This window comes from Streptomyces thioluteus (assembly GCF_039535865.1).
Map to the genome: position 1 here is coordinate 1 of NZ_BAAAXZ010000051.1, position 25,923 is coordinate 25,923.

18 protein-coding genes and 4 pseudogenes are annotated in these 25,923 nt (G+C 71.2%); 9 read left to right on the forward strand and 13 right to left on the reverse strand.

All coding sequences use genetic code 11. The features are described 5' to 3' along the window. Window positions 1-403: pseudogene (gene pspAB / locus ABD794_RS06750) on the reverse strand (PspA-associated protein PspAB); the annotation flags it as partial. 209 nt (window positions 404-612) lie between these two features. After that, window positions 613-1,434, reverse strand: a pseudogene (locus tag ABD794_RS06755) (M48 family metalloprotease). A 46-nt stretch (window positions 1,435-1,480) separates the two neighbouring features. Here ABD794_RS06755 and ABD794_RS06760 point away from each other — a divergent pair. The 3 genes from ABD794_RS06760 to ABD794_RS06770 all read left to right on the forward strand — a co-directional run bounded on the left by ABD794_RS06760 (window position 1,481) and on the right by ABD794_RS06770 (window position 3,522). Continuing rightward, window positions 1,481-1,630 (forward strand): hypothetical protein, encoded by a 150-nt coding sequence (locus tag ABD794_RS06760; RefSeq protein ID WP_344961543.1) that lies wholly within the window; start codon window positions 1,481-1,483, stop codon window positions 1,628-1,630. A 9-nt stretch (window positions 1,631-1,639) separates the two neighbouring features. After that, the gene (locus tag ABD794_RS06765; RefSeq protein ID WP_344961545.1) at window positions 1,640-2,551 is read left to right on the forward strand and encodes an LLM class flavin-dependent oxidoreductase; all 912 of its coding nucleotides are present in this window, start codon (window positions 1,640-1,642) and stop codon (window positions 2,549-2,551) included. Window positions 2,552-2,640: 89 nt separating this feature from the next. Continuing rightward, window positions 2,641-3,522, forward strand: coding sequence for an HAD family hydrolase (locus ABD794_RS06770; protein ID WP_344961547.1), 882 nt, complete (start codon window positions 2,641-2,643; stop codon window positions 3,520-3,522). A gap of 89 nt (window positions 3,523-3,611) precedes the next feature. Here ABD794_RS06770 and ABD794_RS06775 read toward each other — a convergent pair whose 3' ends face one another. The 6 genes and pseudogenes from ABD794_RS06775 to hisC all read right to left on the reverse strand — a co-directional run bounded on the left by ABD794_RS06775 (window position 3,612) and on the right by hisC (window position 14,207). Next, window positions 3,612-4,727 carry a M23 family metallopeptidase gene (locus ABD794_RS06775; protein WP_344961549.1) on the reverse strand — a complete coding sequence of 372 codons (1,116 nt, stop codon included), beginning with the start codon at window positions 4,725-4,727 and terminating at the stop codon, window positions 3,612-3,614. Window positions 4,728-4,856: 129 nt separating this feature from the next. Continuing rightward, window positions 4,857-6,506: a sensor histidine kinase gene (locus tag ABD794_RS06780; protein ID WP_344961567.1), complete on the reverse strand. Its 1,650-nt coding sequence runs from the start codon at window positions 6,504-6,506 to the stop codon at window positions 4,857-4,859. A gap of 51 nt (window positions 6,507-6,557) precedes the next feature. Beyond that, the gene (gene cydD / locus ABD794_RS06785) at window positions 6,558-10,085 is read right to left on the reverse strand and encodes a thiol reductant ABC exporter subunit CydD (RefSeq protein WP_344961550.1); all 3,528 of its coding nucleotides are present in this window, start codon (window positions 10,083-10,085) and stop codon (window positions 6,558-6,560) included. 13 nt (window positions 10,086-10,098) lie between these two features. Next, window positions 10,099-11,100, reverse strand: a complete 1,002-nt coding sequence (cydB, locus tag ABD794_RS06790) for a cytochrome d ubiquinol oxidase subunit II (RefSeq protein WP_344961552.1) — start codon at window positions 11,098-11,100, stop codon at window positions 10,099-10,101. 101 nt (window positions 11,101-11,201) lie between these two features. Then, window positions 11,202-12,794, reverse strand: a pseudogene (locus tag ABD794_RS06795) (cytochrome ubiquinol oxidase subunit I). A 333-nt stretch (window positions 12,795-13,127) separates the two neighbouring features. Next, window positions 13,128-14,207, reverse strand: coding sequence for a histidinol-phosphate transaminase (gene hisC / locus ABD794_RS06800; protein ID WP_344961554.1), 1,080 nt, complete (start codon window positions 14,205-14,207; stop codon window positions 13,128-13,130). Between the two features lie 331 nt (window positions 14,208-14,538). Here hisC and ABD794_RS06805 point away from each other — a divergent pair, with 331 nt between their 5' ends. The 4 genes from ABD794_RS06805 (at window position 14,539) to ABD794_RS06820 (ending at window position 19,106) form a co-directional block, all read left to right on the forward strand. After that, window positions 14,539-15,651 (forward strand): LacI family DNA-binding transcriptional regulator, encoded by a 1,113-nt coding sequence (locus ABD794_RS06805; RefSeq protein ID WP_344961556.1) that lies wholly within the window; start codon window positions 14,539-14,541, stop codon window positions 15,649-15,651. A 250-nt stretch (window positions 15,652-15,901) separates the two neighbouring features. Next, window positions 15,902-17,005, forward strand: a complete 1,104-nt coding sequence (locus ABD794_RS06810; protein WP_344961558.1) for a metallophosphoesterase — start codon at window positions 15,902-15,904, stop codon at window positions 17,003-17,005. Window positions 17,006-17,196: 191 nt separating this feature from the next. Continuing rightward, window positions 17,197-18,063 (forward strand): hypothetical protein, encoded by an 867-nt coding sequence (locus ABD794_RS06815; protein WP_344961560.1) that lies wholly within the window; start codon window positions 17,197-17,199, stop codon window positions 18,061-18,063. Window positions 18,064-18,194: 131 nt separating this feature from the next. After that, entirely contained in the window at window positions 18,195-19,106 is a 912-nt protein-coding gene (locus ABD794_RS06820; protein ID WP_425585945.1) for a BRO-N domain-containing protein, read from the forward strand. Between the two features lie 120 nt (window positions 19,107-19,226). Here ABD794_RS06820 and ABD794_RS06825 read toward each other — a convergent pair. Continuing rightward, a pseudogene (locus tag ABD794_RS06825) lies at window positions 19,227-19,370 on the reverse strand (thiamine biosynthesis protein ThiC); the annotation flags it as partial. 147 nt (window positions 19,371-19,517) lie between these two features. On the opposite strand from ABD794_RS06825, the gene ABD794_RS06830 reads away from it, so the two are divergent. After that, window positions 19,518-20,996, forward strand: a complete 1,479-nt coding sequence (locus ABD794_RS06830) for a recombinase family protein (protein WP_344961562.1) — start codon at window positions 19,518-19,520, stop codon at window positions 20,994-20,996. A 147-nt stretch (window positions 20,997-21,143) separates the two neighbouring features. On the opposite strand, the gene ABD794_RS06835 is transcribed toward ABD794_RS06830, so the two are convergent. From ABD794_RS06835 to ABD794_RS06850, 4 genes are all read right to left on the reverse strand, one after another. Then, entirely contained in the window at window positions 21,144-22,568 is a 1,425-nt protein-coding gene (locus tag ABD794_RS06835) for a replication initiator (RefSeq protein WP_344961570.1), read from the reverse strand. 240 nt (window positions 22,569-22,808) lie between these two features. Then, window positions 22,809-23,009 (reverse strand): hypothetical protein, encoded by a 201-nt coding sequence (locus ABD794_RS06840; RefSeq protein WP_344961573.1) that lies wholly within the window; start codon window positions 23,007-23,009, stop codon window positions 22,809-22,811. Beyond that, complete coding sequence (locus ABD794_RS06845) at window positions 23,006-24,313, reverse strand: FtsK/SpoIIIE domain-containing protein (RefSeq protein WP_344961564.1); 1,308 nt, start codon at window positions 24,311-24,313, stop codon at window positions 23,006-23,008. Before ABD794_RS06845 ends, ABD794_RS06840 begins: the two co-directional genes overlap by 4 nt. After that, a complete protein-coding gene (locus ABD794_RS06850; RefSeq protein ID WP_344961566.1) occupies window positions 24,313-24,684 on the reverse strand; it encodes an SCO3933 family regulatory protein in 372 nt (123 codons plus the stop codon). Before ABD794_RS06850 ends, ABD794_RS06845 begins: the two co-directional genes overlap by 1 nt. Window positions 24,685-24,850: 166 nt before the next feature. On the opposite strand from ABD794_RS06850, the gene ABD794_RS06855 reads away from it, so the two are divergent. Next, the gene (locus tag ABD794_RS06855) at window positions 24,851-25,603 is read left to right on the forward strand and encodes a GntR family transcriptional regulator (RefSeq protein WP_344961571.1); all 753 of its coding nucleotides are present in this window, start codon (window positions 24,851-24,853) and stop codon (window positions 25,601-25,603) included. The last annotated feature ends 320 nt before the right edge of the window (window positions 25,604-25,923 follow it).

A 25,923-nucleotide genomic window follows, 5' to 3' on the forward strand; every position in this document is an offset into this window, starting at 1 on the left:
GACCTCTGCCGGGCATCGTGGAAGCTCATCAGGCGAGCACAGCAGCTGAGGTCCGACCCCGCCCTCCTGAAGGAGCGTGTTGACGGCATGAAGATCGTTGACCAGGCCCGCCGGGTCCTCCGGAGCGTGCCGTGCGAGCAGCCAGGTGTAGCCGTAGCCGTCCCGGCTGAACTCCACGTGCGCCCCGCCACGCCCCGTGTCCGCGTCCAGCAGCTCCTCCACCTCCTGCCGCACGCCGTCGAAGGCCCCGCCCTCCACGCTGGCGAAGCACACCGACCCCAGCCCGGTCGGGTCCAGCCCGGCGGCCGCCTTGAGGGTGACGGCCGCGGAGGGCATGGGCGAAGAGCTGGTCGAGGTCCGGGCGGACAGGCTTGCTGCGCCCAGAGGATGACGTCCCAGGAATCCCACGGCTCCACGGCCTCCTATCCGGCGGCCCTTGCCGACCCCTCGTTGTCTGCCCCGTCTCCTGCCCAACGCCCTCCCACCGGCCGGCCCGGCATCTCATGCGTTTTGCCAGCCCGGCCGCGCTCTCGCGCCCCAGGCGAGCCGCGCGCCCTCACGCCTGCCCGAGCCTGCACCGTAGATCCCGGCGAGCTGGTCCAGCCGCTGTGGTCACAACGTCGGGTGACGAAGAGAGCATGGCCGACTGCAGAGTCTCCTTGGACAAGGCGGGGCGAACCAGAAGGCGTTGAACGGCTCTGGCTTGCCGCCGAGGTCCAGCGTAGAGGATCCGGGCTATCTCCCCGGTGACCTTGGTGATAGAGCCGACGCCACGCGCCGACGGGCCGGCCCCGTCTAAGCAGCGCGGCCGCCCGGGTCGGCCGACAGCTCCGGTAGCGGGACAGCAGCCGCGTCAGCAGGAAGCTGATGACGTACACCACGGCGCTGACCAGCGGAATCACCACCATCAGCAGGGCGGTGTTGGCATCCCGCCCACCGGCCCGGCGCAGCCCTCCCCACAGCCCGATCCGGGTGATGATCCCGGCCAGCACCCCGAGGAACGACGCGATGGTCATCACCGCCACGTCCCGGTGCGCCACGTGCGAGAGCTCATGGGCCAGCACGCCCTCCAAACTCCTCCGGCTCCAGCCGGCGCAGCAGCCCCGTCGTCGCGCAGACCAGCGCGTTGTTCCGGTTGCGCCCGGTGGCAAAGGCATTGGGCACATCGGTGTCGGCGATCGCCACCCGCGGCTTGGGCATGTCCGCCAGGGCGCACAGCCGGTCCACCGCGCCGTGCAGCTCCGGCGCCTCCCTCGGGGTGACCTCGCGGGCGCCCATGCCGTACGCCGCGATGCGGTCGCTGAACCAGAACTGCGCGACGAACACGCCGCCAGCCAGCAACAGCACGACCGGCCAGGCCCCGCGCAGCAGCACGATCAGAGCGCCGACGAACACCACGTAGAGCAGCCCGATGAAGAACATCGTGGTGACCATGCGGGTGGTCAGCCCGCGGTCGGGGGTGAAACGGGTCTCTCGCACGGTGACCTCCCAGACTCCGTGGAGGCGGGGGCACGCCCGGAAGGGGCCCCTGTCCCGATTCTCCCTCCTCGCCGCCCTCACCGACGGCCTTCCCGCCCTGACCGACGGCCTCGGCGCCCTCGCCGACGGCCTTCCCGGGGCCTCGCCGTAGGCTCGGGGCATGACCTCGCCCCATCGCCTGAGCACCGTGATCCTCCCCACCCGCCGCTGGCACGAGGGCGGCCGCGACCAGTGGCTGCGCGCCGAGGAGCTCGGCTTCCACACCGCGTACACCTACGACCACCTCTCCTGGCGCACCTTCCGCGACGGCCCCTGGTTCGGCGCCGTCCCCACGCTGACCGCCGCGGCCGCGGCGACCTCCCGGATGCGCCTGGGCACCCTCGTCACCTCGCCGAACTTCCGGCACCCGGTCACCCTGGCCAAGGACCTCATCTCGCTGGACGACGTCTCCGGCGGCCGCATCACCCTGGGCATAGGGGCGGGCGGGTCGGGCTTCGACGCGACGGCGCTGGGCCAGGAGGCGTGGTCCCCCCGGGAACGCGCCGACCGCTTCGCGGAGTTCGTCCCGCTGCTCGACCGGCTGCTGACCGAGAACGCCGTCACCCACCAGGGCACGTTCTACTCGGCGGACGAGGCCCGCAACATCCCCGGCTGCGTCCAGCGGCCGCGGCTGCCCTTCGCCGTCGCCGCCACCGGCCCACGCGGACTGCGGCTGGCGGCACGCCACGGCCAGGCGTGGGTGACCACGGGCGACCCCAAGCTCTTCGAGACCGGCACGCCGGAGGAGTCCCGCGCGGCCCTCCGCGGCCAGCTCGCGAAGCTCGGCGCGGCCTGCGAGGAGGCCGGCCGGGACGTGGCGGAGCTGGACAAGATCCTGCTCACCGGCTTCACGCCCGACCGCGGCCGACCGCTGGAGTCCCTGGAGGCCTTCGTCGACTTCGCGGGCGAGCACTTCGCCCTGGGCTTCACGGAGATCGTCGTCCACTGGCCCATCCCGGACTCGGACTTCGCCGCCGACCAGCAGGTCTTCGAGCGGATCGCCACGGAGGCACTCGACAAGCTGGGCCACTGAGCCATCGGCGCACGGACCGGAAGCCCGGTCGTCCACGATCGTCCGCGCACGCGTGCGCCCCGCCGCACCACGTGGCCGAGAATGGGACCGTGACTTCAGCTACCGAGCAGCCCGAGACCCCGGCCGGCCGCCGGAGACCCCCGATACCCCGGCTGATCGCCACCGATCTCGACGGCACCCTGCTGCGGGACGACAAGACGGTCTCGGACCGCACCGTCGCCGCGCTGGCCGCCGCCGAGGCCGCCGGCATCGAGGTCTTCTTCGTCACCGGCCGCCCGACCCGCTGGATGGACGTGGCCAGCGACCACGTCCACGGCCACGGGCTCGCGATCTGCGCGAACGGCGCCGCCGTCGTGGACCTGCGCGACGGCGGCCGGTTCGTCGAGGTCCGGCCGCTGGAGCGCACCGACGCCCTCGCCGTCGTCCACATGGTGCGCACCGCCGTCCCCGGCTCGACGTTCGCCGTCGAGCGCACCACCGGCTTCCACTACGAGCCGCAGTACCCGCCGTTCATGCTCAGCGACGACGCGGTCGTGGCCACCGCCGAGGAGTTCCTCGCCGAGGACGCCCGCGGGTACGACGGCACCCCCTGCGGCCCCGTCCTCAAACTGCTCGCCCACCACCCCGAACTCGCCCCCGACGACTTCCTCGCCCGCGCCCGCGCGGCGGCCGGCGCCCACGGCTCGTTCACCCGCTCCAGCCCGACGGCACTGCTGGAGATCAGCGGACCCGGGGTCAGCAAGGCCAGCACCCTGGCCCGGTACTGCGCCGGGCACGGCATCACGCCCGAGGAGGTCGTGGCGTTCGGGGACATGCCCAACGACCTGGAGATGCTCTGCTGGGCCGGCACCTCGTACGCGATGGCCAACGCCCACCCCGACGTCCTGGCCGCCACCACGCACCGCACCGCCGGCAACAACGACGACGGCGTCGCGGAGGTCATCGAGAGGATTCTGCGCAGCTGCCCGTGACCGCAGCCCGTCCTCAGGTGTGGCCCTTCCGTAGGTACGGCAGGTACGGCCCCTCATGACCACGGGCATGACCACGGGCAGCACCGGCCTCACAGACCCACGCCGCGCCCGTGCAGCCACTCCACCGGATCGACGGAGGTCCCGAACTCCGGGCTCGTGCGGACCTCGAAGTGCAGATGGGGCCCGGTGGAGTTGCCCGTGGTCCCGGAGAGGCCGATCCACTCCCCGGGCCGCACCCGCCGCCCCGGCGCCACGAACGCCGCGGCCAGGTGCGCGTACTGCGAGTACCAGCCGCCCGGGTGCCGGACCACCAGGCTGATGCCGAACGCCCCGCCGCAGCCCGTGTCGACCACCGTGCCCGGTCCCACCGAGCGCACCGGAGTACCGGTGGGGACCGCGAAGTCCTGCCCGGTGTGCGTACCGGACCAGTTCGCGCCGGAGCCGCCGTACCCGGCCGAGAGCCGGTACGAGAGCACCGGGCGCGTCCAGCCGGGCCCGTCCCGGTCCCCCTCCGGGCGCGCGTCGTCGTCCGCGTCCAGGGCGTCGCGGTCGACCGGGGCGCAGTGGCCACCGCCCACCGCGGCCGCCGCCATCCCGTCGAGCTCGTCGCGTGCCGCCGCCAGTCGGTCGACGGCCCCGCCCAGGGTCCTGCGCAGCATCGCCGTGTCCCGGTCCAGCGCCTGCCAGGAGGATGCGACGGACCGTTCCCGCAGCTCCAGGGCCCTGCCGCGGTCGTCGGCATCGCTCAGCCTGCGGGCCAGCCGATCCCGTCGTCCGGCGTCGGTCTCCTGGAGGGCCAGCAGCTCGAACGGATCGTCCGCCGAAAGGCGCAGGCTGTCCCTGGCGGTGAAGCCGCCGGTGCGGTACTGCGCCCGGGCGGCCGCCCCCGCGTCCTCGCGCAGCACCGACGAGACGAACCGCTCTCCGCTGAGCCGCTGCCGCAGGCGTTCGGCCTCCGCCCGGCGCTCCCGCGCGGCGGGCAGGGCCTTCTCGTAACGCTCCCTGACCAGCGCCTCCTCCCGGGCGAGGCGGTAGACGTCGGCACCGGCCCGGGCGAGCCGGTCCGGGGCCCGCACGGCGGCCGAGGGCCCGGAGGCGAGCACCGGGTACATCACGGCGCACAGGGCGCAGAAGGCACCGGCCGCGCGCCGGTGGGACCGGCACGGACGCGCCCGGCGGGAACGGTGGGATCGCAGTCGCCGCATGGACGCGATCGTGTCGCGGACCGCCGGGACGCGCTTCCGCAGAGGACCGTTCGGAGGACGCGGCCCATCGCGGCCCGCCGTGGCCCGTCACGGCCTGCCGTGGCCCGCCGCGGGCCACGCGACCGGCGGCTAGAGCGGCGCCTCCCACACCACCCGCGTCCCGCGCCCGTCCAGCCCCGGCCCGTACGAACTGGAGCCGCCCAGCGACTCGGCCCGCTTGGCGAGGTTCCGCAGCCCGCTGCGCCGGCCGCCCTCCGGGATGCCGACGCCGTCGTCCGCGACGGTGAGCCGGACCGCCTCCCTGCCGTCGGGCAGGCGCGCCGTGGCGTCGACGACGACCTCGATGCGCGACGCCCGCGCGTGCCGGAAGGCGTTGGACAGGGCCTCCCGCAGCGCCGCGACGAGGTTCTTCCCGGCGCGCTCGCCGACCTTGGCGTCGACCGCCCCGACGAACGTCGCCGACGGCTGGAAGCCGAGCGGCACGGCCGCCGTACCGATCTCCCGCAGCACGCGCGTCCGCAGCCCGGCGGGCGCCTCCGCGGGACCCTGCTGGAGGGCGAAGATCGCCGTGCGGATCTCCTGGATGGTCACGTCGAGTTCGTCCACGGCCTGTCCGACCGTGGTCCGCACGGCCGGCACCACCGCCTTGCGCTGCGCGCTCTCCAGCAGCAGGCCGGTCGCGAACAGCCGCTGGATGACGAGGTCGTGGAGGTCGCGGGCGATGCGGTCGCGGTCCTCGTAGACGGCCAGCCGCTCGCGGTCGCGCTGCGCCTCCGCCAGCACGAGCGCGAGCGCGGCCTGCGCGGCGAACTGGCCCGCCAGCGTGCGCTCGGCGGCCGTGTACGGACGGGCACCCCGGTCACGGGGGACGGCGAGGGTGCCCAGCACCCGGCCGCCGCTCTTGAGCGGCAGCAGCATGCTCGGCCCGAAGCGCGGGGCCACGTCCGTGACCATGCGGGGGTCGGTGGCCGAATCCTCGACGAACACCGGCTCGCCCGCGAGGAGCTGCGCGACCACAGGGCTGTGCGACGGCATCACCGTCCCCAGCAGCCCCGCCGGGTCGTCGGCGGAGACGGCCACCATCTCCAGCCCGCCCTCGTCGTCCGGCAGCAGCACGATCCCGGCGGCCGAGTCCGCGAGCCTGCGGGCCTGTTCGGCGACGACGGCCAGCGCGTCCTCGGCGTCGCTGCCGGACAGCAGCGCCGTGGTGACCGCCACCGAGCCGTCGATCCAGCGCATGCGCTGCCGGCCCTGCTCGTACACCCGGGCGTTGCCGATCGCGATCCCCGCCTCGGTGGCCAGGATCTTCACCATGTGCAGGTCCGCGACGCCGAACTCGCCGCCACCGCGCTTCCCGGTCAGATAGAGGTTGCCGAAGATCTCGCCGTCCACGCGGATGGGGACGGCCAGGAAGTCGCCGGGAGCGCCGGTCGGCGCGCTCCGGCTCAGCAGGGCGCCCAGCAGCTCCCGGCTGCCGGGGTGTGCTCCTATGCGCCGGAGTTCCTCCTCGGGAACGCCGTAGGTGACGAAGTCGGCGAGTCCCTCGCCGACGGGGTCGGCGGCCTCCGTGACGGCGATGGCGGCATGGCGGGCGTCGGCGAGTTCGGCGGCGGTCCCGGCGATCCGGTCGAGCGTGCCGTGCAGCTCCGGCCCGGTGCCGACCGACCGCATGGCCTCCAGGAGTTGGGGGATCCGCGCGGTCAGCTCGGTCGACATGCCCTGGAGGCTCCGGGTGGCCTCCGTGGCGGCGGCCAGCGGGTCCAGCGACCCCCGGGGCATGGTGGTGTCCTGGGGGCCGGAGGGGTCTTCCGTGGGGGGCATACCCAGAGACTAATAAGTGCCTTTTGCCAGGGAAAGCGACGGATCTGCCGAAAGCGGCGGATGCACCAGGTAGGCCTCCGCCCGTTCCCGCTCCAGCATCAACCGGAACGTTCCGTCCGCCTCCGCCAGTTCCCGGTACGCACCCCGTTCCACGACGCGCCCGTCGTCCAGCACGATCACCTCGTCGACCGCGTCCAGCCCGGCCAGCCGGTGCGTGATCAGCACCGTGGTCCGCCCCTCGGTGGCCGCCAGCAGGTCCGCGGTCAGCGCGTCGGCGGTCACCACGTCCAGGTGCTCGGCGGGCTCGTCCAGCACCAGCACCGGGAAGTCCGCCAGCAGCGCGCGGGCGAGCGCCAGCCGCTGCCGCTGGCCGCCCGACAGGTGCGCGCCGTGCTCCCCGACCAGCGTGTCGAGACCGCGGGGCAGCGCCTCGACCCAGTCCAGCAACCGGGCCGCCCGCAACGCCTCGCGCAGCCGCGCGTCGTCGGCGTCCGGACGCGCGAGCCGCAGGTTCTCGCGCACCGAACTGTCGAAGAGGTGCGCGTCCTGGGCGCACAGACCCACCAGACGGCGCACGGCGTCACCGTCCATCCCTGTCGCGTCCCGGCCGCCGAGGGCGTACGCCCCCGCATCGACGTCCAGGAAACGCAGCAGCACCTGCGCGAGCGTCGTCTTGCCCGCGCCGGACCGCCCGACGACCGCGACCCTGCGGCCCGCCGTCAGCTCCAGGCCGAAGTCCCGCAACGCCGGTTCCGTACGGCCGGGGTAGCGCGCGGTCACGCCCGTCAGGCGCAGCGGGAACGGGGACGACGGCGCCGGGTCCGTCCCGTCGCGCACCGGCTCGGGAGCGTCCAGCACCTCGTACACCCGCTCCGCGGAACGGCGCACCCGCTGGCGGTGCTGGACCGCCAGGGGAAGCCCCGTCACCGCCTCGAACGCGGCCAGCGGCGTCAGAACGACCACCGCGAGCCACACACCCCCCAACCGGCCGTCATGGACCGCGATCACGCCCGCCCAGGCCGACGCCGCGACGGTCAACCCGGCGGCCAGCGTGGTCAGTCCGGCGCCCAGGGCGGTGGCGGCGGAGGCCCGGCGGGCGATGCGGGTCAGGGTGGCGTCCACCCGGCGCAGCCCCGCGAGCCGGCCCGGCAGCGCACCGGCGACCGTGAGTTCGGCCGTGCCGGACAGCAGACCCACCACCCCGGCCGACAGCTCGCCGCGCACGGGCGCGAGCCGTCGCTCGGCCCGCCGGGCGACGGCGGCCGACAGCAGGGGCACGGCGACGCCCGCGGCCAGCAGGCCGGCCGCCAGCACCGCGCCGGCCTCCGGGAGCAGCCAGGCCGTGAACGCGACGGACGCGCCGCCCACCAGGACGGCCGAGCCGACCGGCAGCAACCAGCGCAGGAAGTAGTCCTGGAGCGTGTCCACGTCGGTGACCAGCCGGGACAGCAGATCGCCGCGACGGGTGTCGCGCAGCCCGGCGGGGGCCAGCCGCTCCAGCCGCCGGTAGACCGAGACCCGCAGTCCGGCCAGCGCGCGCAGCACCGCGTCGTGGGAGACGAGGCGCTCGGCATAGCGGAAGACGGAACGGCCGATGCCGAAGGCGCGCGTCGCGGTGACGGCCACCATCAGGTAGAGGACGGGCGGCTGTTGGGAGGCACGGGAGATCAGCCAGCCCGACACGGCCATCAGGCCGGTCGCACTGGCCAGCGCCAGGCTGCCGAGCAGCAGCGCGAGCCAGAACCTGCCCTGCCGCGGGCGGCCTTCGGCGCGCACGCGGGCCAGCGCCGAGCGGGGCCGGCCCCCCTGCTCGCCGCGGGGGGCGTCATCGGCCGGACCGGCCGCGGCACCGGGCGCCTCGGCCGGCGCGGCGGGCGTCAACACCGGTACGGGAGCGGGCGCTTCCACCGGCTCGCCCAGCCGGACCACCCGGTCGGCGACGGCCAGCAGCGCCGGGCGGTGCACGATCAGCAGCACCGTCCGCCCCTCGGCGAGCCGCCGCACCGCCTCGACGACGGCCGCCTCCGTCTCGCCGTCCAGGTTCGCCGTCGGCTCGTCGAGCAGGAGGACGGGGCGGTCGGCGAGGAACGCCCGTGCCAGGGCGAGACGTTGGCGCTGACCTGCCGACAGACCGGCTCCGTCGTCGCCGAGGCGGGTGTCAGTGCCGTGCTCCATCATGGAGACGAAATCGAGCGCACCGGCCGCGCGGAGTGCGTCACGCAGCTGTGCGTCGGTGGCGTCGGGCCGCGCCAGCCGTACGTTCTCGGCGACGGTGCCGGCGAAGAGATGGGGCCGTTGCGGGACCCAGGCGACCTGGGCCCGCCAGCTTTCGGGGGAGAGCGATGACAGATCGACGCCGTCCACGGACACCCGCCCGCCCGCGGGGCGTTCGAGGCCGAGGAGGACGTTCAGCAGGGTCGACTTGCCGGAGCCGCTGGCCCCGGTCAGGGCGACCGTCTCCCCGGGCCGCACCTCGAACGAGGTCTCGGCCAGGGAGGGCCGGTCCCGGCCCGGGTGGCGGACCACCAGCCGGTCGACGGAGAGCGCCGCGCCCCGGGCGTCGGGCGGGGGAAGGGTGCCCGCCGCCGGCGGTTCGGTCTCCAGCACGGCGAAGACCCGGTCGGCCGCGGCCAGTCCCTCCGCCGCCGCGTGGTACTGCGCGCCCACCTGCCGCAGCGGCAGATACGCCTCGGGCGCCAGGACGAGCACCAGCAGACCGGTGTAGAGGTCGAGCTCTCCGTGCACCAGCCGCATGCCGATGCCCACCGCGACCAGGGCGACCGAGAGGGTGGAGAGCAGTTCCAGGGCGAAGGAGGAGAGGAAGGCGATGCGCAGGGTGCGCAGCGTCGCGCGCCGGTAGTCGGCGGTGATGGCACGGATGGACTCGGCCTGGGCCTTGGCCCGGCCGAAGACCTTGAGCGTCGGCAGCCCGGCGACGACGTCGAGGAAGTGCCCGGAGAGCCGGGACAGCAAGCGCCACTGGCGGTCCATGCGGGACTGGGTGACCCAGCCGATGAGCGCCATGAACAGCGGGATGAGGGGAAGGGTGAGGACGATGACGAGCGCCGAGACCCAGTCGGCGGAGACGATACGGGCCAGGACGGCGACGGGCACCACGACCGCCAGCCCGAGCTGGGGCAGATAGCGGGCGAAGTAGTCGTCCAGCGCGTCGATCCCGCGGGTGGCCAGGGCGGTCAGCTCGCCGGTGTTCACCGCTCCCGGGCCGAGCCGGGTGGTGTGCGCCAGCAGCCGGCCGCGCAGCTGGGACTTGACCTCGGCGCTCGCCCGGTGCGCGGCGAGCTCGGTGAGCCAGGAGACCAGGGCCCTGCCGGCCGCGGCCGCGGCCAGCAGGGCGAGGGGGACGGCGAGTTCACCGGCCGTGCGCCCGCGCTCGAAGGCGCCCGTCACGGTTTCGGCGATCACCATCGCCTGGACGACGACCAGTCCGGCCCCGGCCAGCCCCAGCACCACGGAGGCGATCAGGAAGAACCGGGTCGCCGACGCGTACCGGAGCAGCCGGGGATCTACGGGCCTCATCTTCCACCGTTCCTCAGTGAGCTGCGGGAATGTGCTGAGTGCCGATCCTCTGCCGGAAGACCCAGTACGTCCAGGCCTGGTAGGCCAGGATCACGGGCGTCATGAAGCCCGCGACCCAGGTCATGATCCTCAACGTGTAGGGGCTGGAGGCGGCGTTGGTGACGGTCAGGCTCCACTGCGCGTTGCTGGAGGAGGGCATGACGTCCGGGAAGAGGGCGAGGAAGAGCATCGCGAAGGCGGCCACGACGGTGAGACCGGACAGGGCGAACGCCCAGCCCTCCCGGCCCAGCCGGTTCATGACCAGCGCGGCGGCCAGCGCCGCCACCGCGACGACCAGGGCGGGCAGGCTGCGTCCGTTGCCCGCGTCGGCCTGGGTCCAGGCGAGGAAGGCCACGAGCAGGAGCCCGGCGGCCAGTCCGGACCGGGCGGCGAAGGCCCTGGCCCGGTGCCGGATGTCGCCGACCGTCTTGAGGGCGGCGAAGACCGCGCCGTGGAAGGTGAAGAGGACGAGCGTGAGGAGGCCGCCCAGCAGGGCGTAGGGGCTCAGCAGGTCGGCCAGGCCACCGGTGAAGTTCTTGTCCGGGCCGATCGGCACCCCGCGCACGATGTTGGCGAAGGCGACGCCCCAGAGGAAGGCGGGGATCAACGAGCACCAGAAGATGGCGTGTTCCCAGTTGCGCTGCCAGCGCTCACCGCTGCGCTTGTGCCGGTACTCGAACGCGACGCCGCGCACGATCAGGCAGACCAGGACGGCGAGCAGCGGCAGGTAGAAGCCGCTGAAGAGGGTGGCGTACCAGTCGGGGAAGGCCGCGAAGGTGGCGCCGGCGGCGGTGATGAGCCAGACCTCGTTGGCATCCCAGACGGGGCCGATCGTGTTGATCAGCACCCGCCGTTCGGTGCGGTCCTTGGCGAGCGCCTTGGTGAGCACGCCGATGCCGAAGTCGAAGCCCTCGAGGAAGAAGTAGCCCGTCCACAGGACGGCTATCAGCAGGAACCAGAAGTCGTGGAGGTGCATGGTCGGTTCTCCGTTCCGCCGGTCGCGTCGGTGGCCGCGTCAGCAGGTGAAAGTCACGCGTCAGCAGGCGAAGGTCAGCGTCGGCAGGCGAATTTCACGCGTCAGTAGGCGAAGGTCATCGGCTTGTCGGCGTCCTCGGCGGCCTCGGCTGCCCGGTCCGCGCCGGATCCGCCGGAGGGCAGGCGCAGCCTGGGGTCCTTGGCCGGGGGCTTCTCGTCCGTGTCGGGCCCGGCCTTGGCGTACTTGGCCAGCAGCCTGACCTCGACGACCGCGAGCACCGCGTACAGGGCGGTGAACACCAGCAGGGAGGTGAGGACTTCGCCCTGGCTCACGCCCGGGGAGATCGCGTCGCCCGTCTTCATCTGCCCGTAGACGGCCCAGGGCTGGCGGCCCATCTCGGTGAAGATCCAGCCGAAGGAGTTGGCGATCAGGGGGAATCCCATGGTGAGGATGCCGACGCGCCAGGACCACTTGGTCAGGAACGGGCCCAGTTCCCGGGACTTGGTGAGCATCAGCGCGGGGATCTCGTCCTCGCCCCGGCGGCGCTCGGGCGCCAGCCAGAACTTCCGCCGGGTGGTCCACAGTCCGATCAGGCCCACGACGAACGAGGTCATCCCGAAGCCGATCATGAGGCGGAAGCCCCAGAAGGTCATGAAGACGCTCGGAATGTAGTCGTCCGGCTTGCCGCCGTAGCGCGCGGCCTCCTGGGCCGCGATGTCGTTGATGCCGGGGACGGACTCGGTGAAGTTGCTGTGGGCGAGGAAGGAGAGGAGACCCGGTATCTCGATCTCGACGCTGTTGTGGCCCTTGGAGACGTCGCCGACCGCGAAGACCGAGAAGGGCGCGGGACCGCGCGTCTCCCACAGGGCCTCGGCGGCCGCCATCTTCATGGGCTGCTGCTCGTACATCACCTTGCCCAGCGAGTCACCGCTGATCGCTGTGCCCAGACCGGCGATGACCGCCACGACCAGGCCGACGCGCAGCGAGGTGAGCATGGCCGGCAGCTGCTTGCGCTGCTTCTCGCCGAGTTCCTCGCCCTTGAGCTGCTTGCGCTTGGCGCGCCACAGGTGGAGGGAGGAGATGCCGACGATGAACGCCGCGCCGGTGAGGAAGGCGGCGGTGAGGGTGTGGAAGACCACGACCAGCGTGGTGTTCTGGGTCAGGACGGCCCATATGTCGGTGAGCTGGGCCTTGCCCGTCGCCTTGTCGACCTTGTAGCCGGTCGGGTGCTGCATCCAGGAGTTGGCGGCGAGGTATGAAGTACGAGGACAGGACGGTGCCCACGGACACGATCCAGATGCACGCGCAGTGGATCTTCTTGGGCAGCTTGTCCCAGCCGAAGATCCACAGACCGATGAACGTGGACTCGAAGAAGAAGGCCAGCAGGGCCTCCATCGCGAGCGGCGCCCGAAGACGTCACCGACGAAGCGGGAGTAGTCCGACCAGTTCATGCCGAACTGGAACTCCTGCACGATGCCGGTGACCACCCCCATCGCGATGTTGATCAGGAAGAGCTTTCCCCAGAACTTCGTGGCGTGGAAGTACTTCTCTTTGCCCGTGCGCACCCAGGCCGTCTCCAGGCCGGCGGTGATCGCCGCGAGACTGATCGTGAGGGGGACGAAGAGGAAGTGGTAGACGGTGGTGATGCCGAACTGCCAGCGCGCCAGAGTCTCCGGCGCCAGGGCCAGGTTCACCGCGGTCCCTCCTTGCGTCGTGCGTCACCGGTGTCTCGTACCGGTGCTTCGCCGGCGGCCTTTCGCCAGCACTTTGCACCCTTTGTCCCGGTGAAAGCGGAACATAAGGATGCGCTTGTGAACGCGTTCACATTCACAAGCATTATGACGCACCTGCTTTTCGGTCATGTATCCGGGGTACCCCCTCGGGCCCTTGTGACGGCCGGAAGCCCGTGCACCGCGCAGGCGATCCGGCGCACCGCGCACGCCCGCACAGGCGCCGGCACGCCCCCACACGCGAAAGGGCGCCGCGCACCCCGTCGGGATGCGCGGCGCCCTTCAACGCCGCTGCCGCTACAGCTGCTTGCGGAACTCCTCGGCGGCCTTCAGGAAGAGGGTGTTCGCCTCGGTCTCACCGATGGTGATCCGCACCCCGTCCGGGGCGAACGGCCGGACGATCACACCGCCGCGTTCGCACGCCGCCGCGAAGTCGGCCGTGCGCTCCCCCATCCGCAGCCAGACGAAGTTGGCGTGGCTCTCGGGCACCGTCCAGCCCTGCCCCACCAGCCCCTCGACCACCCGCGTCCGCTCCTCCACCAGCGCCGCCACCCGTTCGGCCAGCGCCTCCTCGCTGCGCAGGGAGGCGATGGCGGCCTCCTGCGAGATCTGGGTCACGCCGAACGGCACGGCGGTCTTGCGCAGCGCCGCCGCGACCGGGTCGTGCGCGACCGCGAAGCCCACCCGGAGCCCGGCCAGTCCGTAGGCCTTGGAGAAGGTCCGCAGCACACAGACGTTGGGGCGGTCCCGGTAGAGGTCGATGCCGTCGGGCACGTCCTCGTCGCGGATGAACTCGCGGTAGGCCTCGTCCAGCACGACCAGGATGTCGGAGGGCACCCGGTCGAGGAAGGCCTCCAGCTCCGCGCGGCGCACCACCGTGCCGGTGGGGTTGTTCGGGTTGCAGACGAAAATGAGCCGCGTCCGGTCGGTGATCGCCGCGGCCATCGCCTCCAGGTCGTGGCCCTCGTCCTCGGTCAGCGGGACCGGAACGGGGGTGGCGCCCGCGATCTGCGTGACGATCGGGTACGCCTCGAAGGAGCGCCAGGCGAAGATGACCTCGTCGCCGGGGCCCGAGGTCGACTGAACGAGCTGCTGGGCGATCCCGACCGAGCCGGTGCCCGTCGCCAGGTGGGAGATCGGCACGTCGAAACGGTCCGAGAGCTCGGCCAGCAGACCGGCGCACGTCAGGTCCGGGTACCGGTTGAACTCGGCGGCCGCGGCGATCGCGCGCTCCATGACGCCGGGCAGCGGCGGATACGGGTTCTCGTTGGAGGACAGCTTGTAGGCAGCCGGGCCATCGGCGGCAGCCGGCCGGCCGGGCTTGTAGGACGGAACGCTGTCCAGCACGGGGCGCAGCTTCGGGGTCTTGTCGGTCACCGCGGATCCTCCTCCACATCCCTGAATACTGCACACCTTATGAGGATTGCCCCGGGTGGCGTCCAGACGTGTGGTCGCGCTAACTGCCCTGGCGTGCGCCCTGGCGGGCGCCGTGGCGCGCATCCCCCGTGAAGGTGAGTTGAAAGCTCCCCACACCCCGGGGCCGCCCCCGGACGTAGATATGCCAGGGGCCAACGGTTCACCGTCTCCCCCGACAACCACCTCTATTTCCATGGTCATTGACGGGGATCGATCGTGCAGAAACGTGCCTGTCAACTCCAAAATACGGCGCCCCGCCGGACAGGCTCCCGAGCCCTACTATCGGCTCGCCATGACAGCAGCAGGGAAGCATCAAGTGAGCCGGACGGACCCCGCCCGGCGAGGCACCCGGCAGGGACGGGCGGGCATCCGGGACGTGGCCGCCGCCGCGGGTGTCTCGATCACGACCGTCTCCGACGCGCTCAACGGCAAGGGCCGGCTGCCGGACGCGACCCGCCGCCACGTCCGCGAGGTCGCCGACCGGCTGGGCTACCGCCCTTCCGCCGCCGCCCGCACCCTCCGTACGGGCAAGTCGGGCCTCATCGGCCTGACCGTGACCACATACGGGGATGAACCTTTCACCTTCACCGAGTTCGCCTACTTCGCCGAGATGGCCCGGGCCGCCACCTCCGCCGCGCTCGCCCGCGGCTACGCCCTGGTCATCCTGCCCGCCACCTCCCGCCACGACGTCTGGTCCAACGTCGCCCTCGACGGCACCGTCGTGATCGACCCCTCCGATCACGACCCGGTCGTCTCGGACCTGGTGCGCCAGGGCATCCCGGTGGTCTCGGACGGACGGCCGGCCGGCACCCTCCCGGTCACCGCCTGGGTGGACAACGACCACGAGGCCGCCGTCGTGGGCATCCTCGACCACCTCGCCGCCGCGGGCGCCCGCCGCATCGGACTGCTCACCGGCACCAGCACCGACACCTACACCCGGCTGTCCACCGACGCGTACCTGCACTGGTGCGAGCGCATCGGCCAGGACCCGGTCTACGAGGAGTACCCGGCCCACGACCCCTGCGCCGGCGCCGTCGCCGCCGACCGGCTGCTCGCCCGCGCGGACCGGCCCGACGCGGTCTACGGCCTCTTCGACCCCAACGGCACCGACCTGCTGGCCGCCGCCCGCCGCTACGGCCTGCGCGTCCCGGACGACCTGCTGCTCGTCTGCTGCAGCGAGTCCGTCGTCTACGCCACCACCGAACCGCCCATCACCACGCTCTCGCTCAAGCCCCGGCGCATCGGCACCGCGGTCGTCCAGCTCCTCATCGACGCCATCGAAGGCCTGGACAACGGGCGACCGGTGGAGCAGGTGATACCCACGGAGCTGATCATCCGGACGTCCTCGGAGCGGCGCCCGCCGCGCACCACGGTCAGTCCCCCGCGCGGCCCGGCACCCGGCTGACCGCCCACGACCGGGCGGCCGTCAACCGCGCGCACCCTATGGGTCACCACACACGAACGCCTCGCCCGGCGCGAACGAAACGGACAATAGCGGAGAAAAAACAGGTGAACCCGGGCTCCTGCCCGGATTGACGGCCCCTGGTGCGTCACAAGCCGCGACGGTCATTCCTATGATGGGCGCACGACACCACGGGCCGCCGCGACCAGGCAGGGTCCACAAGGTGCACTGCGGCGCGACGGTGGAGGGGTCGATGGCTCAGGGGGCCGGACAAGGACCTGTGGCAGGAACCACGGAGGCGATGACGCCGTACCCGGGGTACGCCGCTCCTCCTCCCCTGCAGGGGTACACCCATCCCATGCCCCCCGCGCACCTCGGTGCCGAGGACCCGCACCTCGGCGGTTACACACCCACCGCCCGCGACCTGCCGGTCATCGAGCGCCAGCCGTACGCCGCCGATCCGCACGACGTCCCCACCGTCGAGCTGACCCCCATCACCGTTCCCCAGGCGCAGGCACAGCCGCTGCCGAGCGGCCCCGGCCCGCTCTACGTCGTCGGCGACGTCCACGGCTACCTCGACGAGCTGTACGCGGCGCTCGCCGCCGAGGGCATCGTCGACGCGAACGGCCACTGGGCCGCGGGCAACACCCGCCTGTGGTTCCTCGGCGACTTCACCGACCGCGGCCCGGACGGCGTCGGCGTCATCGACCTGGTCATGCGGCTCTCCGCCGAAGCCGCCGCGGCCGGCGGCTACTGCAAGGCCCTGATGGGCAATCACGAGCTGCTGCTCATCGGCGCCAAGCGGTTCGGCGACACCCCCGTGAGCTCCGGCGCCGGCACGGCCTCCTTCCAGGCCGCCTGGCTGCTCAACGGCGGCCAGCGCACGGACATGGAGCGCTTGGAGGACCACCACCTCCAGTGGATGTCCCGGCTCGACGCCATGGCCGAGGAGGACGGGCACCTGCTCGTCCACTCCGACACCACCGCCTACCTCGACTACGGCGACTCCATCGAGGCCGTCAACGACGCGGTGACGGAGGCGCTCCAGCGCAACGACCCGGACGAGTGCTGGGAGCTGTTCCGCAAGTTCACCAAGCGCTTCGCCTTCCGCGACGAGGCGGGCGGGATGGCCGCCCGCGAGCTGCTGGAGACCTACGGCGGCAGCCGCGTCGTCCACGGCCACAGCCCCATCCCGTACCTCCTCGGCGAGGTCCCCGGCGAGGAGGCGGACGGCGAGGAGAGCGCGCCCGTCGTGGACGGCCCGCACCTCTACGCGGACGGCCTCGCCCTCGCCATGGACGGCGGGGTCACGATGGCCGGAAAGCTGCTGGTGGTGCAACTCCCACTGGCCGGCTGAGGGTTCGCCGCACGGGCCGCGGGCATGGGTGGAGTTCCACGTGAAACTCCACCGCCGCGGGGGAATTCGCGAAACGCACTGTCACCCCGCGCCGGTGCGGCTCTACCATCGGCTTATCCGTAGCAGGCTCTCCTCCGTTTCCGCCCGCTGCCGGCGCCGCCCGCGCCAAGGGCCCTACGGAGCATCGGGGGATGCACATGAACAGCGCTCCACACCTGCTGGCCGAGGACCGCCCGGAATTCGAGCGGGTCCTGGACCTGGCGCTGCGTTCGGCGCACCGCGACCCGGAGATCGCCGCCCTGCTCTCCGCGACGGGACAGCGCCTCGACACCGAACAGCTGCGCCTCATGGCCGTCCAGGCCATGGCCGCCATTTCCGCCTGCGCCATGTCGGAATACCGGATCTTCGTCCGCGTCCGGCAGGAACTGCGGGACCGTTCCGCCGCCGCCCGCCCCCAGCCCGTGGGCGCCGGGGCTCCCGCCCCCGCCGAGGACACCGCGCCCGCCCCCGGCGACGGTTCCGAGGGCGCGGGCGCCGCCGCGATGCTCACCGTGCTGGCCCCGGTTCTCGCGGGGATCGCCGCGCTCCTCTTCCTGATCGTCGGCTACGCCCTCAAGGCCGTCGACACGGACGCGTCCCTGTCCGGCCCGATGGTCACCGCCGGCTGGTGGTTCGCCGGGCTGACCGCCGCGGCGGCGCTGGTCGCCATGGGCGCGCTGCTGTTCACGGCGGTGCGCAACGGCCGCCCCGGGGCGGGTGGGCCGGGAGGGTCCGGCGACGGCCTCGACACGGAGGCGGAGCGCGCCCGCGAGGTCTGGCACGACGCCCTGCTCCGCCGCGGCGTCCTGCCGTTCCTGCGCGATACGCTGGCCAACTCCGCGACGCGGCCGGGTGCTTCGCACGACCGGGAGCCCCACGAGAGCCACAGCCGGCTCGGCTATACGCCCCCCGGTTTCTCCAGCCACGAGGACAGCCCGAGCCCGCACACCCGGCCGAGCTTCACGAGCCCGGACTTCACGAGTCCGGAGTTGGGCGGGCAGGAGCGGCGGAGGGAGTGAGGACGGTGCGGCGGGAGGTCTTTTACCGTTCACGAACCGCCCACCGCAGGAGATTCACCTGAACCACCCTCCATAGGGCTAACGTCCGTTTATTCACGGGCAATTGGCGCGCGGAGCTGGCCTACGGTCCGGTGGTGGAGGTGATGCTCATCATGAGCGCACAGAACATGCCGCCGAACCGATCGGCGGCCACCGAGGACGCCATCGACGTCAACGACTTCGTCTTCGCGGCGACGGGGGTACGGGTCCGGCGGGTGACACTGCCCAACGGGGAGCACTGGTTCCCCGCTGTCGATGTCTGCGGAGAGCTCGGATACACGAACTCCTCCAAGACTCTGCGAGACCACGTACCGGAGAGTCGACGAGAGATGCTCCAGACCCTAACTGGACGTTATGGTCTCGGTCTTCCCGCAGGTAGGGAGTGGCGTCGAGACTTGCAGATGATCGATCTGCAAGGGCTCATCCTCCTGGTCAACGGGTGTACCAAAGCCGCCTGCACGCCGTTCAAACAGTGGGTCTCGGAGGTGATCCTCACGATCCAGCGGGATGGTTCGTACCACCTGGACAAGGCCGAAATCCAACCGACGGCCGCCCCGGCGTACGCCGTACCCGACCGAATCACCGACACCCTCGTCCGAATGGAAGAGCGAAGCCTCCGGCTGATCGAGGAACTGGCCGCCTCCCGCCGCGAGATGAACGAGTCGCTCCGCGGGATTACGGACCGACTCGGCGACATCGCCGACCGGCTCCCGCCCGCGCGGCGGACAGCATCGCCCCGGCCCCGCGTGACGGCCGAGTCGGTCCTCCGCGACTGGAAGAAGCACAATCTCGTGATCACCGAGGACATCTGGGCCGTCGGCGCCTATGTGCTCCCCGCCATCATCGAACACGGCGAATCCCGCTACCCGTTGGACGCCATCGCGGCACGCACGGGACTGACCGTCCACCGCGTCCATGACTCCTTGCGGATGATGCTCAAGCGCGGGTGCATCCGCCAGACGGGCACGCTGCCGGACGGCAGCCCCGTCTACGCCCTCAAGTAGCCGGGCAATGTGGAGGGCCCGAAGTCGCAAATCCAAGTTGCGGCTTCGGGCCAGCCCAAACTGTAGCGGTTCCTGCCGTCGAGACTGTGACCTGGAGTCACAGACTCGGCAAACTCTCGCCTACTCCGCCAGCGGCAGATACACCCGGTTCCCCGCCTCCGCGAACTCCCGCGACTTCTCCGCCATCCCGGCCTCGATCTCGGACGCTCCCATGTCCCCGCCGTGCTCCCGGCGGATGTCCTGCGAGATCTTCATAGAGAAGAACATACATAGAACCTCCACATGGCCTAGCGTGATGACATCACCCGATTCACGGACCCAGGGGGGATCCTCGTGACGTCACGGGAAGAGAAGATCAGCAAACTCCGGGGAACTCCGGAGGAGTTGCCTTCGGTCGAGGAAGTACGAGCCATGGTGGCCGCGGACCCCACGCTCAAGTGCGTGGTCTGCTACGCCCGGATCTCCTTCGACGGCAGAGTGAAGGACGCGCACGGTGTCGAGGACCAGCACCGCGACATGACCGGCAACGCCAAGAAGTTCAACTGGCTTGTGGTCTACCGGTACACGGACAACGACAAGAGCGCCAGCAAGGAGACCGTCGTTCGGGACGACTTCGAGCAGCTGCTCAGCGACCTGACGGTCGGCACCACACCGGAGGGCTACCCGATCCACGGTGTGATGGCCGCGAATGACGATCGTCTGTACCGCCGGCCCAGTGACTGGGAGCGCTACCTCAAGGCGTTCTCCGCGCACGAGGACCGCGTCTATCACGACTCGAACGGCATCCAGGATCTCTACGCCGAAGGCTTCGAGATCAAGGGGTTGGTGGGCGTCGCCATGTCCCTCAGCGAGACGCGGAAGAAGCAGCGAAGGACGAGGAACAGCCACCGGAGTCGTGCTCTGAGGGGGCAACCGGTTGCCGCATGGCGCCCCTTCGGGTGGCAGGACGACAAGATCACCCTGGACCCCGTGGAGTCCAGGGCCATCCGACAGGCTGTGGACGACGTGCTCGCCGGAGCGTCCATCTCGGAGATCACTCGCCGCTGGAAGGAAGCCGGGTACCTCACGAGCCGGGGGAACCTCTTCCAGTACCAGTCCGTGAAGCAGGTACTCATCAACCCCCGGCTGTGCGGCTACCGCGAGCTCAAGGGAGAGCTCGTCCGCGACGGCGACGATCAACCCATCGTGGGGACGTGGGAGGCGATCATCACGCCGAAGAAGTGGTACGCGATCACTGCCAAGATCCGCGAACGGGGACATGGATCAGGTCTGCCGCGCGGAGGGCTCGTCCACAAGTACCTGCTCACCGGCATCATGCGGTGCGGCAACGTCCTGGAGGACGGGACCACCTGCAACAACAAGATGACCGGGGTCAAGGCCAACGACTGGCTGAAGTACAGGCACGGGTACCTCTGCAAGAAGACAGTCGACGGCGGGTGCAACAGGACCTACAAACGGGGTGACAAGACTGATGAGTACATCGAGCGGCTGGTCATCGCCAAGCTCAAGGCCGAGGCAGAGGCGGCCCGCGAGGAAGTGCCCGAGTGGTCCCGAGCCGACGATCTGGAGCGTGCGGTGCAGAGCCGCAAGGCTCTGGAGCAACGCTGGCAGAAGGGGGAGATCGACGACGAGGCGTTCTTCCGTAACCTCCCGCCCCTCGAAACCCGGATCAAGGAACTCCGCGCGGACCAGGCTCACCACCTGGCACTGAAGGCCGAGGCCGAAGCCGCGCGCGAGGACGTCACAGCCTCATGGGGGGACAAGACCCTCACACAGAAGCGGACCGCGATCAAGAAGGTTCTCCACGCGGTCATCGCCGTCCCCGGCGGCAAGGGGAACAAGGCCTTCGACGTGGAACTCCTCAAGCCGGTGTGGCGCTCCGGCGGATGAGCTTCACCCCGAGGATCTCTCCCAACGACCGGAGTTGATCATCTGAAAGCGGCGGTGACTCCCGAACGTGGCGTTCAATCCAGGCAGCCACCGCCGCCTCTTCTTGATCCACTCGTTCTTGTGGGCTGACCAGCGCTCGGTGTTTGCTCACCCAGGGCTCCCGTCGGCCCTCAGAGCATCTTGTGCGACGGCCCGGTTCAACAGCAGGGCATGGGCAACAGTCCCAGCGATGAGCGCGGAGCCGGGGCTGTGACCGGCGCCGAGGTAGCGCCATCGCGACTCTCTGATCGTTCGCTCTTCCCCGGACGAGACGGCCGCACCTCTGTATCCCGCACGGGCACCGCGAAGGGCCGCGTAAGTGGTGGAGTAAGCACGGGATTTGGTGAGAATGTGGCCGCGGTAGCCGAGGGTATGGGTCCAGGTGCGGAGGCGGAGGTGCCGGAGTTCGGGGAGAGTCCCGAGCTGCCAGCAGGTGCGCATGAGCGCGCGGGCGTGGGGCGTTGTCGGTATGCAATCGATCTCGGCGCGGGTGCGGATGCGGCGGTCGGTTCCGGCTGATGCCTCGGTGGCGCTCTTGGTGACGTACTTCGCGACGTATGCGGCTACGGCCTCGTCGTCCAGGCCGTCGGCGTCGATGGGGTGGGCGTCGAGTTGGGTGCCCCATTGGAGAGTGCGTTCGCTGATGGCAGGGCTATGGGGGGTGCGGGCGGCGGCGCGATGTGCGGCGGCGCGGACGGCGTCGATGAGCAGGGTCGGCGTGGCCCAGGTGGGCGGGGGTTCGCCGGGGCCGGTGGGGCCGTCGAGGCGGATGACGGCGTGGAGGTGGACCGCTGCCCGTCGTTGGTACTCGGCGACTTTCGTGAACGAAAGTCGGGCGTGGCGGGGGAAGTGGGTTTGGGGGATGCCTGCGGTGGTGGCGAGGTGGCGGCGGATGTTGCGGGTGAAGCGGTTCCAGAGTTCGCCGGCGTGGGCGTGCCAGAGGATGTGTGCGGTGTAGTCGTAGCAGGCGGGGCACAGCGGCTGTCCGACGAGTGCATCGTCTGTGCTGTGGACGGCCGGGCAGCCGAGGGGACGGCCGTGTTCGCAGCGGTCGGCGCCTCGGCGGGGGTGGCAGCGGGTTCCGTCGGTGGTGGTGCGGTGGACGGGGCCGAAGCTGGGGGCGGTGAGGGTGACGAAGAGCCGGGGATGTTCCCGGACGGTGTCGGGGACGGTTTTGCCGCCGGTGAGTCCGGCGCGGACGAGGTGGTAGGTGTCTCCGGCGTGGAGGTGTGAGCAGGACGGGCAGACGCTTCGACGACGGTTGCGGCAGCGGACGAGGAGGCGTTCCCCCGGCTCGTCGCGGGTCGTGTACGAGTGGAGGATCTCGCCGGTTGCCGGGTCGTACGTGGTGGTGTGGCCGGAGAGGTGGACCGGGTGCGCGCAGCCGCCGATGGCCCTGACCTGCTCCAGCCAGCGCCCAAAGCCGGGCTCATTGGCGAGGCGGATGATGTCCTGGTCGATGAGGGGGAGTTGGCGCAGGCGCGCCGCGCGGTCGAGGGCGGCGCGCCTGTCACCGGAGTTCGGCGTGGTGATGGTGGTGACCTTCCGGGGTGGGCCGCCGAAGCGGCACGCGGACTAGGTGGTGGGCCGGTCTCGTCCATGGCGTGACTCCCTTGCTGGTCAGGTGGGTTGGGCGGGGTTAGTGGATGGTGCCGGTGCCTCGGCAGCAGCGGCATCGCCGGTGGTGGCCGGTGCGGGTGCGGATGCGGCGTTCGCCCTTGCAGATCGGGCAGCGCACGGGGCGCATGGGCATGGCGCGGATGCTCCCTCGGGTCAGGTGTGGGTGAAGCCGGACAGGAGCCACTTGACGAGGCCGTTGAGGGTGAACAGGACGGGGGTCTGGCCGAGGTAGACGCCGAAGAGGGTGATGGCGAAGGCTTCCCACCAGCGCACGTCCCGGGACCGGACGAGCAGGACGGTGATGATCCCGAAGAGGGCGACCATGGGGAGCGCCTCGGACTCGGTCACGTTCACGACTCAACCTCCGGTGTCGCGGCAAGGAGCAGGGCGCGGTGGACGTCCCGCAGGACGGGGGTCAGGTCGCTGTACTTGGCTGCGGTGCGGCGGGCTTCCTCGGGGGTGGTGAGGTGGGAGCGGGCCCTATCCCAGCCCCCCTCCGCGCCCGTGCAGACGGCGGTGCCCTTCTCGTCGGCGGTGATGGCCTGGGCGACGACGACGGCGTCCTTGTTGAGGTCGCCGAGGGTCATTTCTGCGGTGCCGGGGTCGTTGACCCGGTGGCAGATGCGGCCGGAGAGCTGGGCGCGGAGGGCGGTGACGCCGGGGCCGAGGTCGGATCCGACGCGCTGTCCGGCGACGACCAGGTGGACGCCGAGGGCTGCGCCGAGCTGGGCGATGCGCAGGAGGTAGGTGGAACATTGTTCGGCCTGGGCTTTGGCTTCGCGGGTGCCGTCGGTGAGGTAGAGCTCGGCGAGTTCGTCCACGATCACCACCACCGGCACCGGCCGCTCCTTCGCCGGCAGATCCCAGATCGACCGCACCCCTGCATCCCGGCACACCCGCATCCGGTCCTGAAGATTCGTGACCAAGGCGCCGAGGACGGCGACGGCTTCCCTTCGGCAGGTGGTCAGGGCGGACAGGCGGGGGTTGAAGAGGCCGAGTTCCATGCCGCCCTTGCAGTCCACCCCGACCAGCGCCACGTTCTGCGGGGCGAGCTGGGCGACGAGGCGGGCGAGGAGGGTGGACTTGCCGGACTGGGTGGCCCCGACGATCAGCCAGTGCGGGATCTTCCGCAGGTTCATCACCCACGCCCCACCCGACTCCAAGATCCCCACCAGGGCCGACAGGTGAGCTGCGGGTGCGGCAGCCAGACTCGGGCGCTTGAGGGGGTCGCCCGCGGTGGCGACCAGGCGGACGAGACCACGCTCCGGTGAGGTGACGCGCACAGCGTGGACGCGCCAGGCATGGGCCAGGGCATCGGCGGCAGAGATGAAGACCGCCGGAGTCTGCCCCGGATGCAACCGCACCTCCACACTCGCCCCCGTCCGCGTCGCCTTCGGGAAGGAGATACGGGGCGCGATCGGTTTCAAGGCGTCGCCGGTGACGACGAGTTCACCAAGCAACCCCCGGGTGGGACCACGGGAGACCGTGAAGTCGTTGAGCTGCGCCACCCTCCGCCAGGTCCGGACGATGCGGACGACGGTGAGCGGGTAGCCGGTGAGGTACCAGAACACCACCGGATGCCGCTCCCGCAGCGCGGCGCCGGCCACCAGGACCCAGGCGAGGGCGGCGAGGAAGAACGCGAGGAGGATCGGCCCCATCACCGCTCACCACCCTTCCCCGAACGAGCAGGCTCCGGGGCCGGGTTGGGGCTGGTGGGTTGGAGGGGGGTGATGGCGGCGGCGCGGAAGCTGATCCCGTGCCGGTCCCCCATCGCCCAGGCGAACGCCTCCAACCCCGTGACCAGGACCTGAACTCCCTCGACCACGCCCGGCTGTTCGCCCGGGACGGCGATCTCGATCACGGAGACGCGGCGGGCTTCCTGCCGGACCATCACGCCGACCGTGTAGACGGTGTTGCCTTCCTTGTCCTTCTTCACCTCCCCGGTGTCGAAGTTGCTGATCTTCGGCTCCGGAGCGACGGCGCACCGCAGGACGCCGAGCCGGGCCGTGTCCACAGGAATGGACTGCATGAGACGGGCCTCCAAGGCCGATCAGGACAACCGACGAAGCAACTCACCGGTCGTCACTCGTGCTGACGAGTGACGACTATGAAGCCTTGGAAGCCGCCGCGCAAGTGCTTATGCTGACGAGTGACGTTAGACGTCCAGGACTTGACGACCCTCGGGAGCCATGACCATGGGAGACATCCAGCGACCCGGCGCGCTGTACCAGCAGGTCGCAGCCGAAATCCGTAAGGCCATCGCCAGCGGCGAGTTCCCGCCGGGCGCTCCGCTCCCCTCCGAGACTCAACTGATCGAGCGCTACAAGGTCTCGCGCCCGACCGTCCGCAACGCCATCGCCGCCCTCCGCTCGGAAGGCTTGATCGATGTCGTCCACGGCAAGGGCAGCTTCGTCCGCGCTATCCCTGCGCCCGCTCTCACCATCAACCGCAGTATCAGCCGCCAGGACGGCGTCTTCACGCTCGGGCACATCTGGGAGGCTGCGGAGGAACCGACGGTCTACCGCACCGAAACCACCGCCGCCACCGGGAATCTCCTCGAACTGGCCGAAGGCGAAGCCCTCTTCGGAGCAGACCGGCTACTGACCGACCCGGCCACCCACGCCCGCGCCCGGCACCGCACGCTCATCCCCTTCGCCACCGCCGACGGCACCCCACTCGCCGACACTCCCGACGCCTCCCCCGAGTCCGTCTACACCGTGCTCACCGAGGCCGGCCACGAGCTCACGTGGACCGAGACCGTCAGCGCCCGCATGCCTCAGCCCGACGAACGCGCCACCCTCGAACTCCCCGAGGCAACCCCCGTCATCGTCGCCACCCGGATCACGCACGGCACCGACGGCCAGGCGCTCATCCTGGAAGAACTCGTCACCAGCGCCACCCAGGCCCAGTTCACCTACCGCCTTACTGCCAACAGCACGCCCGCCTGAGGCCACCCCGGGCCCGGATCGGTCCAACTTCTCTCTACTTACTCAAGGGCGCGCCTTCGGCGCGCCGGGCGGCCAGGGCGCCCCGGCGGGCTGCGGCCTGACGGCCGGTCCCGCCGGACGCCCACCGCCCGACACCCACAACCCCGCACCCGTTGAGCACAGTGCCCAAGTTGCCGTCAGGACAATGCCTCCGGCGGGGGCGCTCCGGCTCCGGGATGGCGGGGGGCCTGTCGTGCGGGTACCGGTTGTTCGTGGTTGAGGTGGGGGGCTGTCATCCCGTCTGCCATCGACCCAGGCGGAGCCATAGCAGCCCTGGGCCC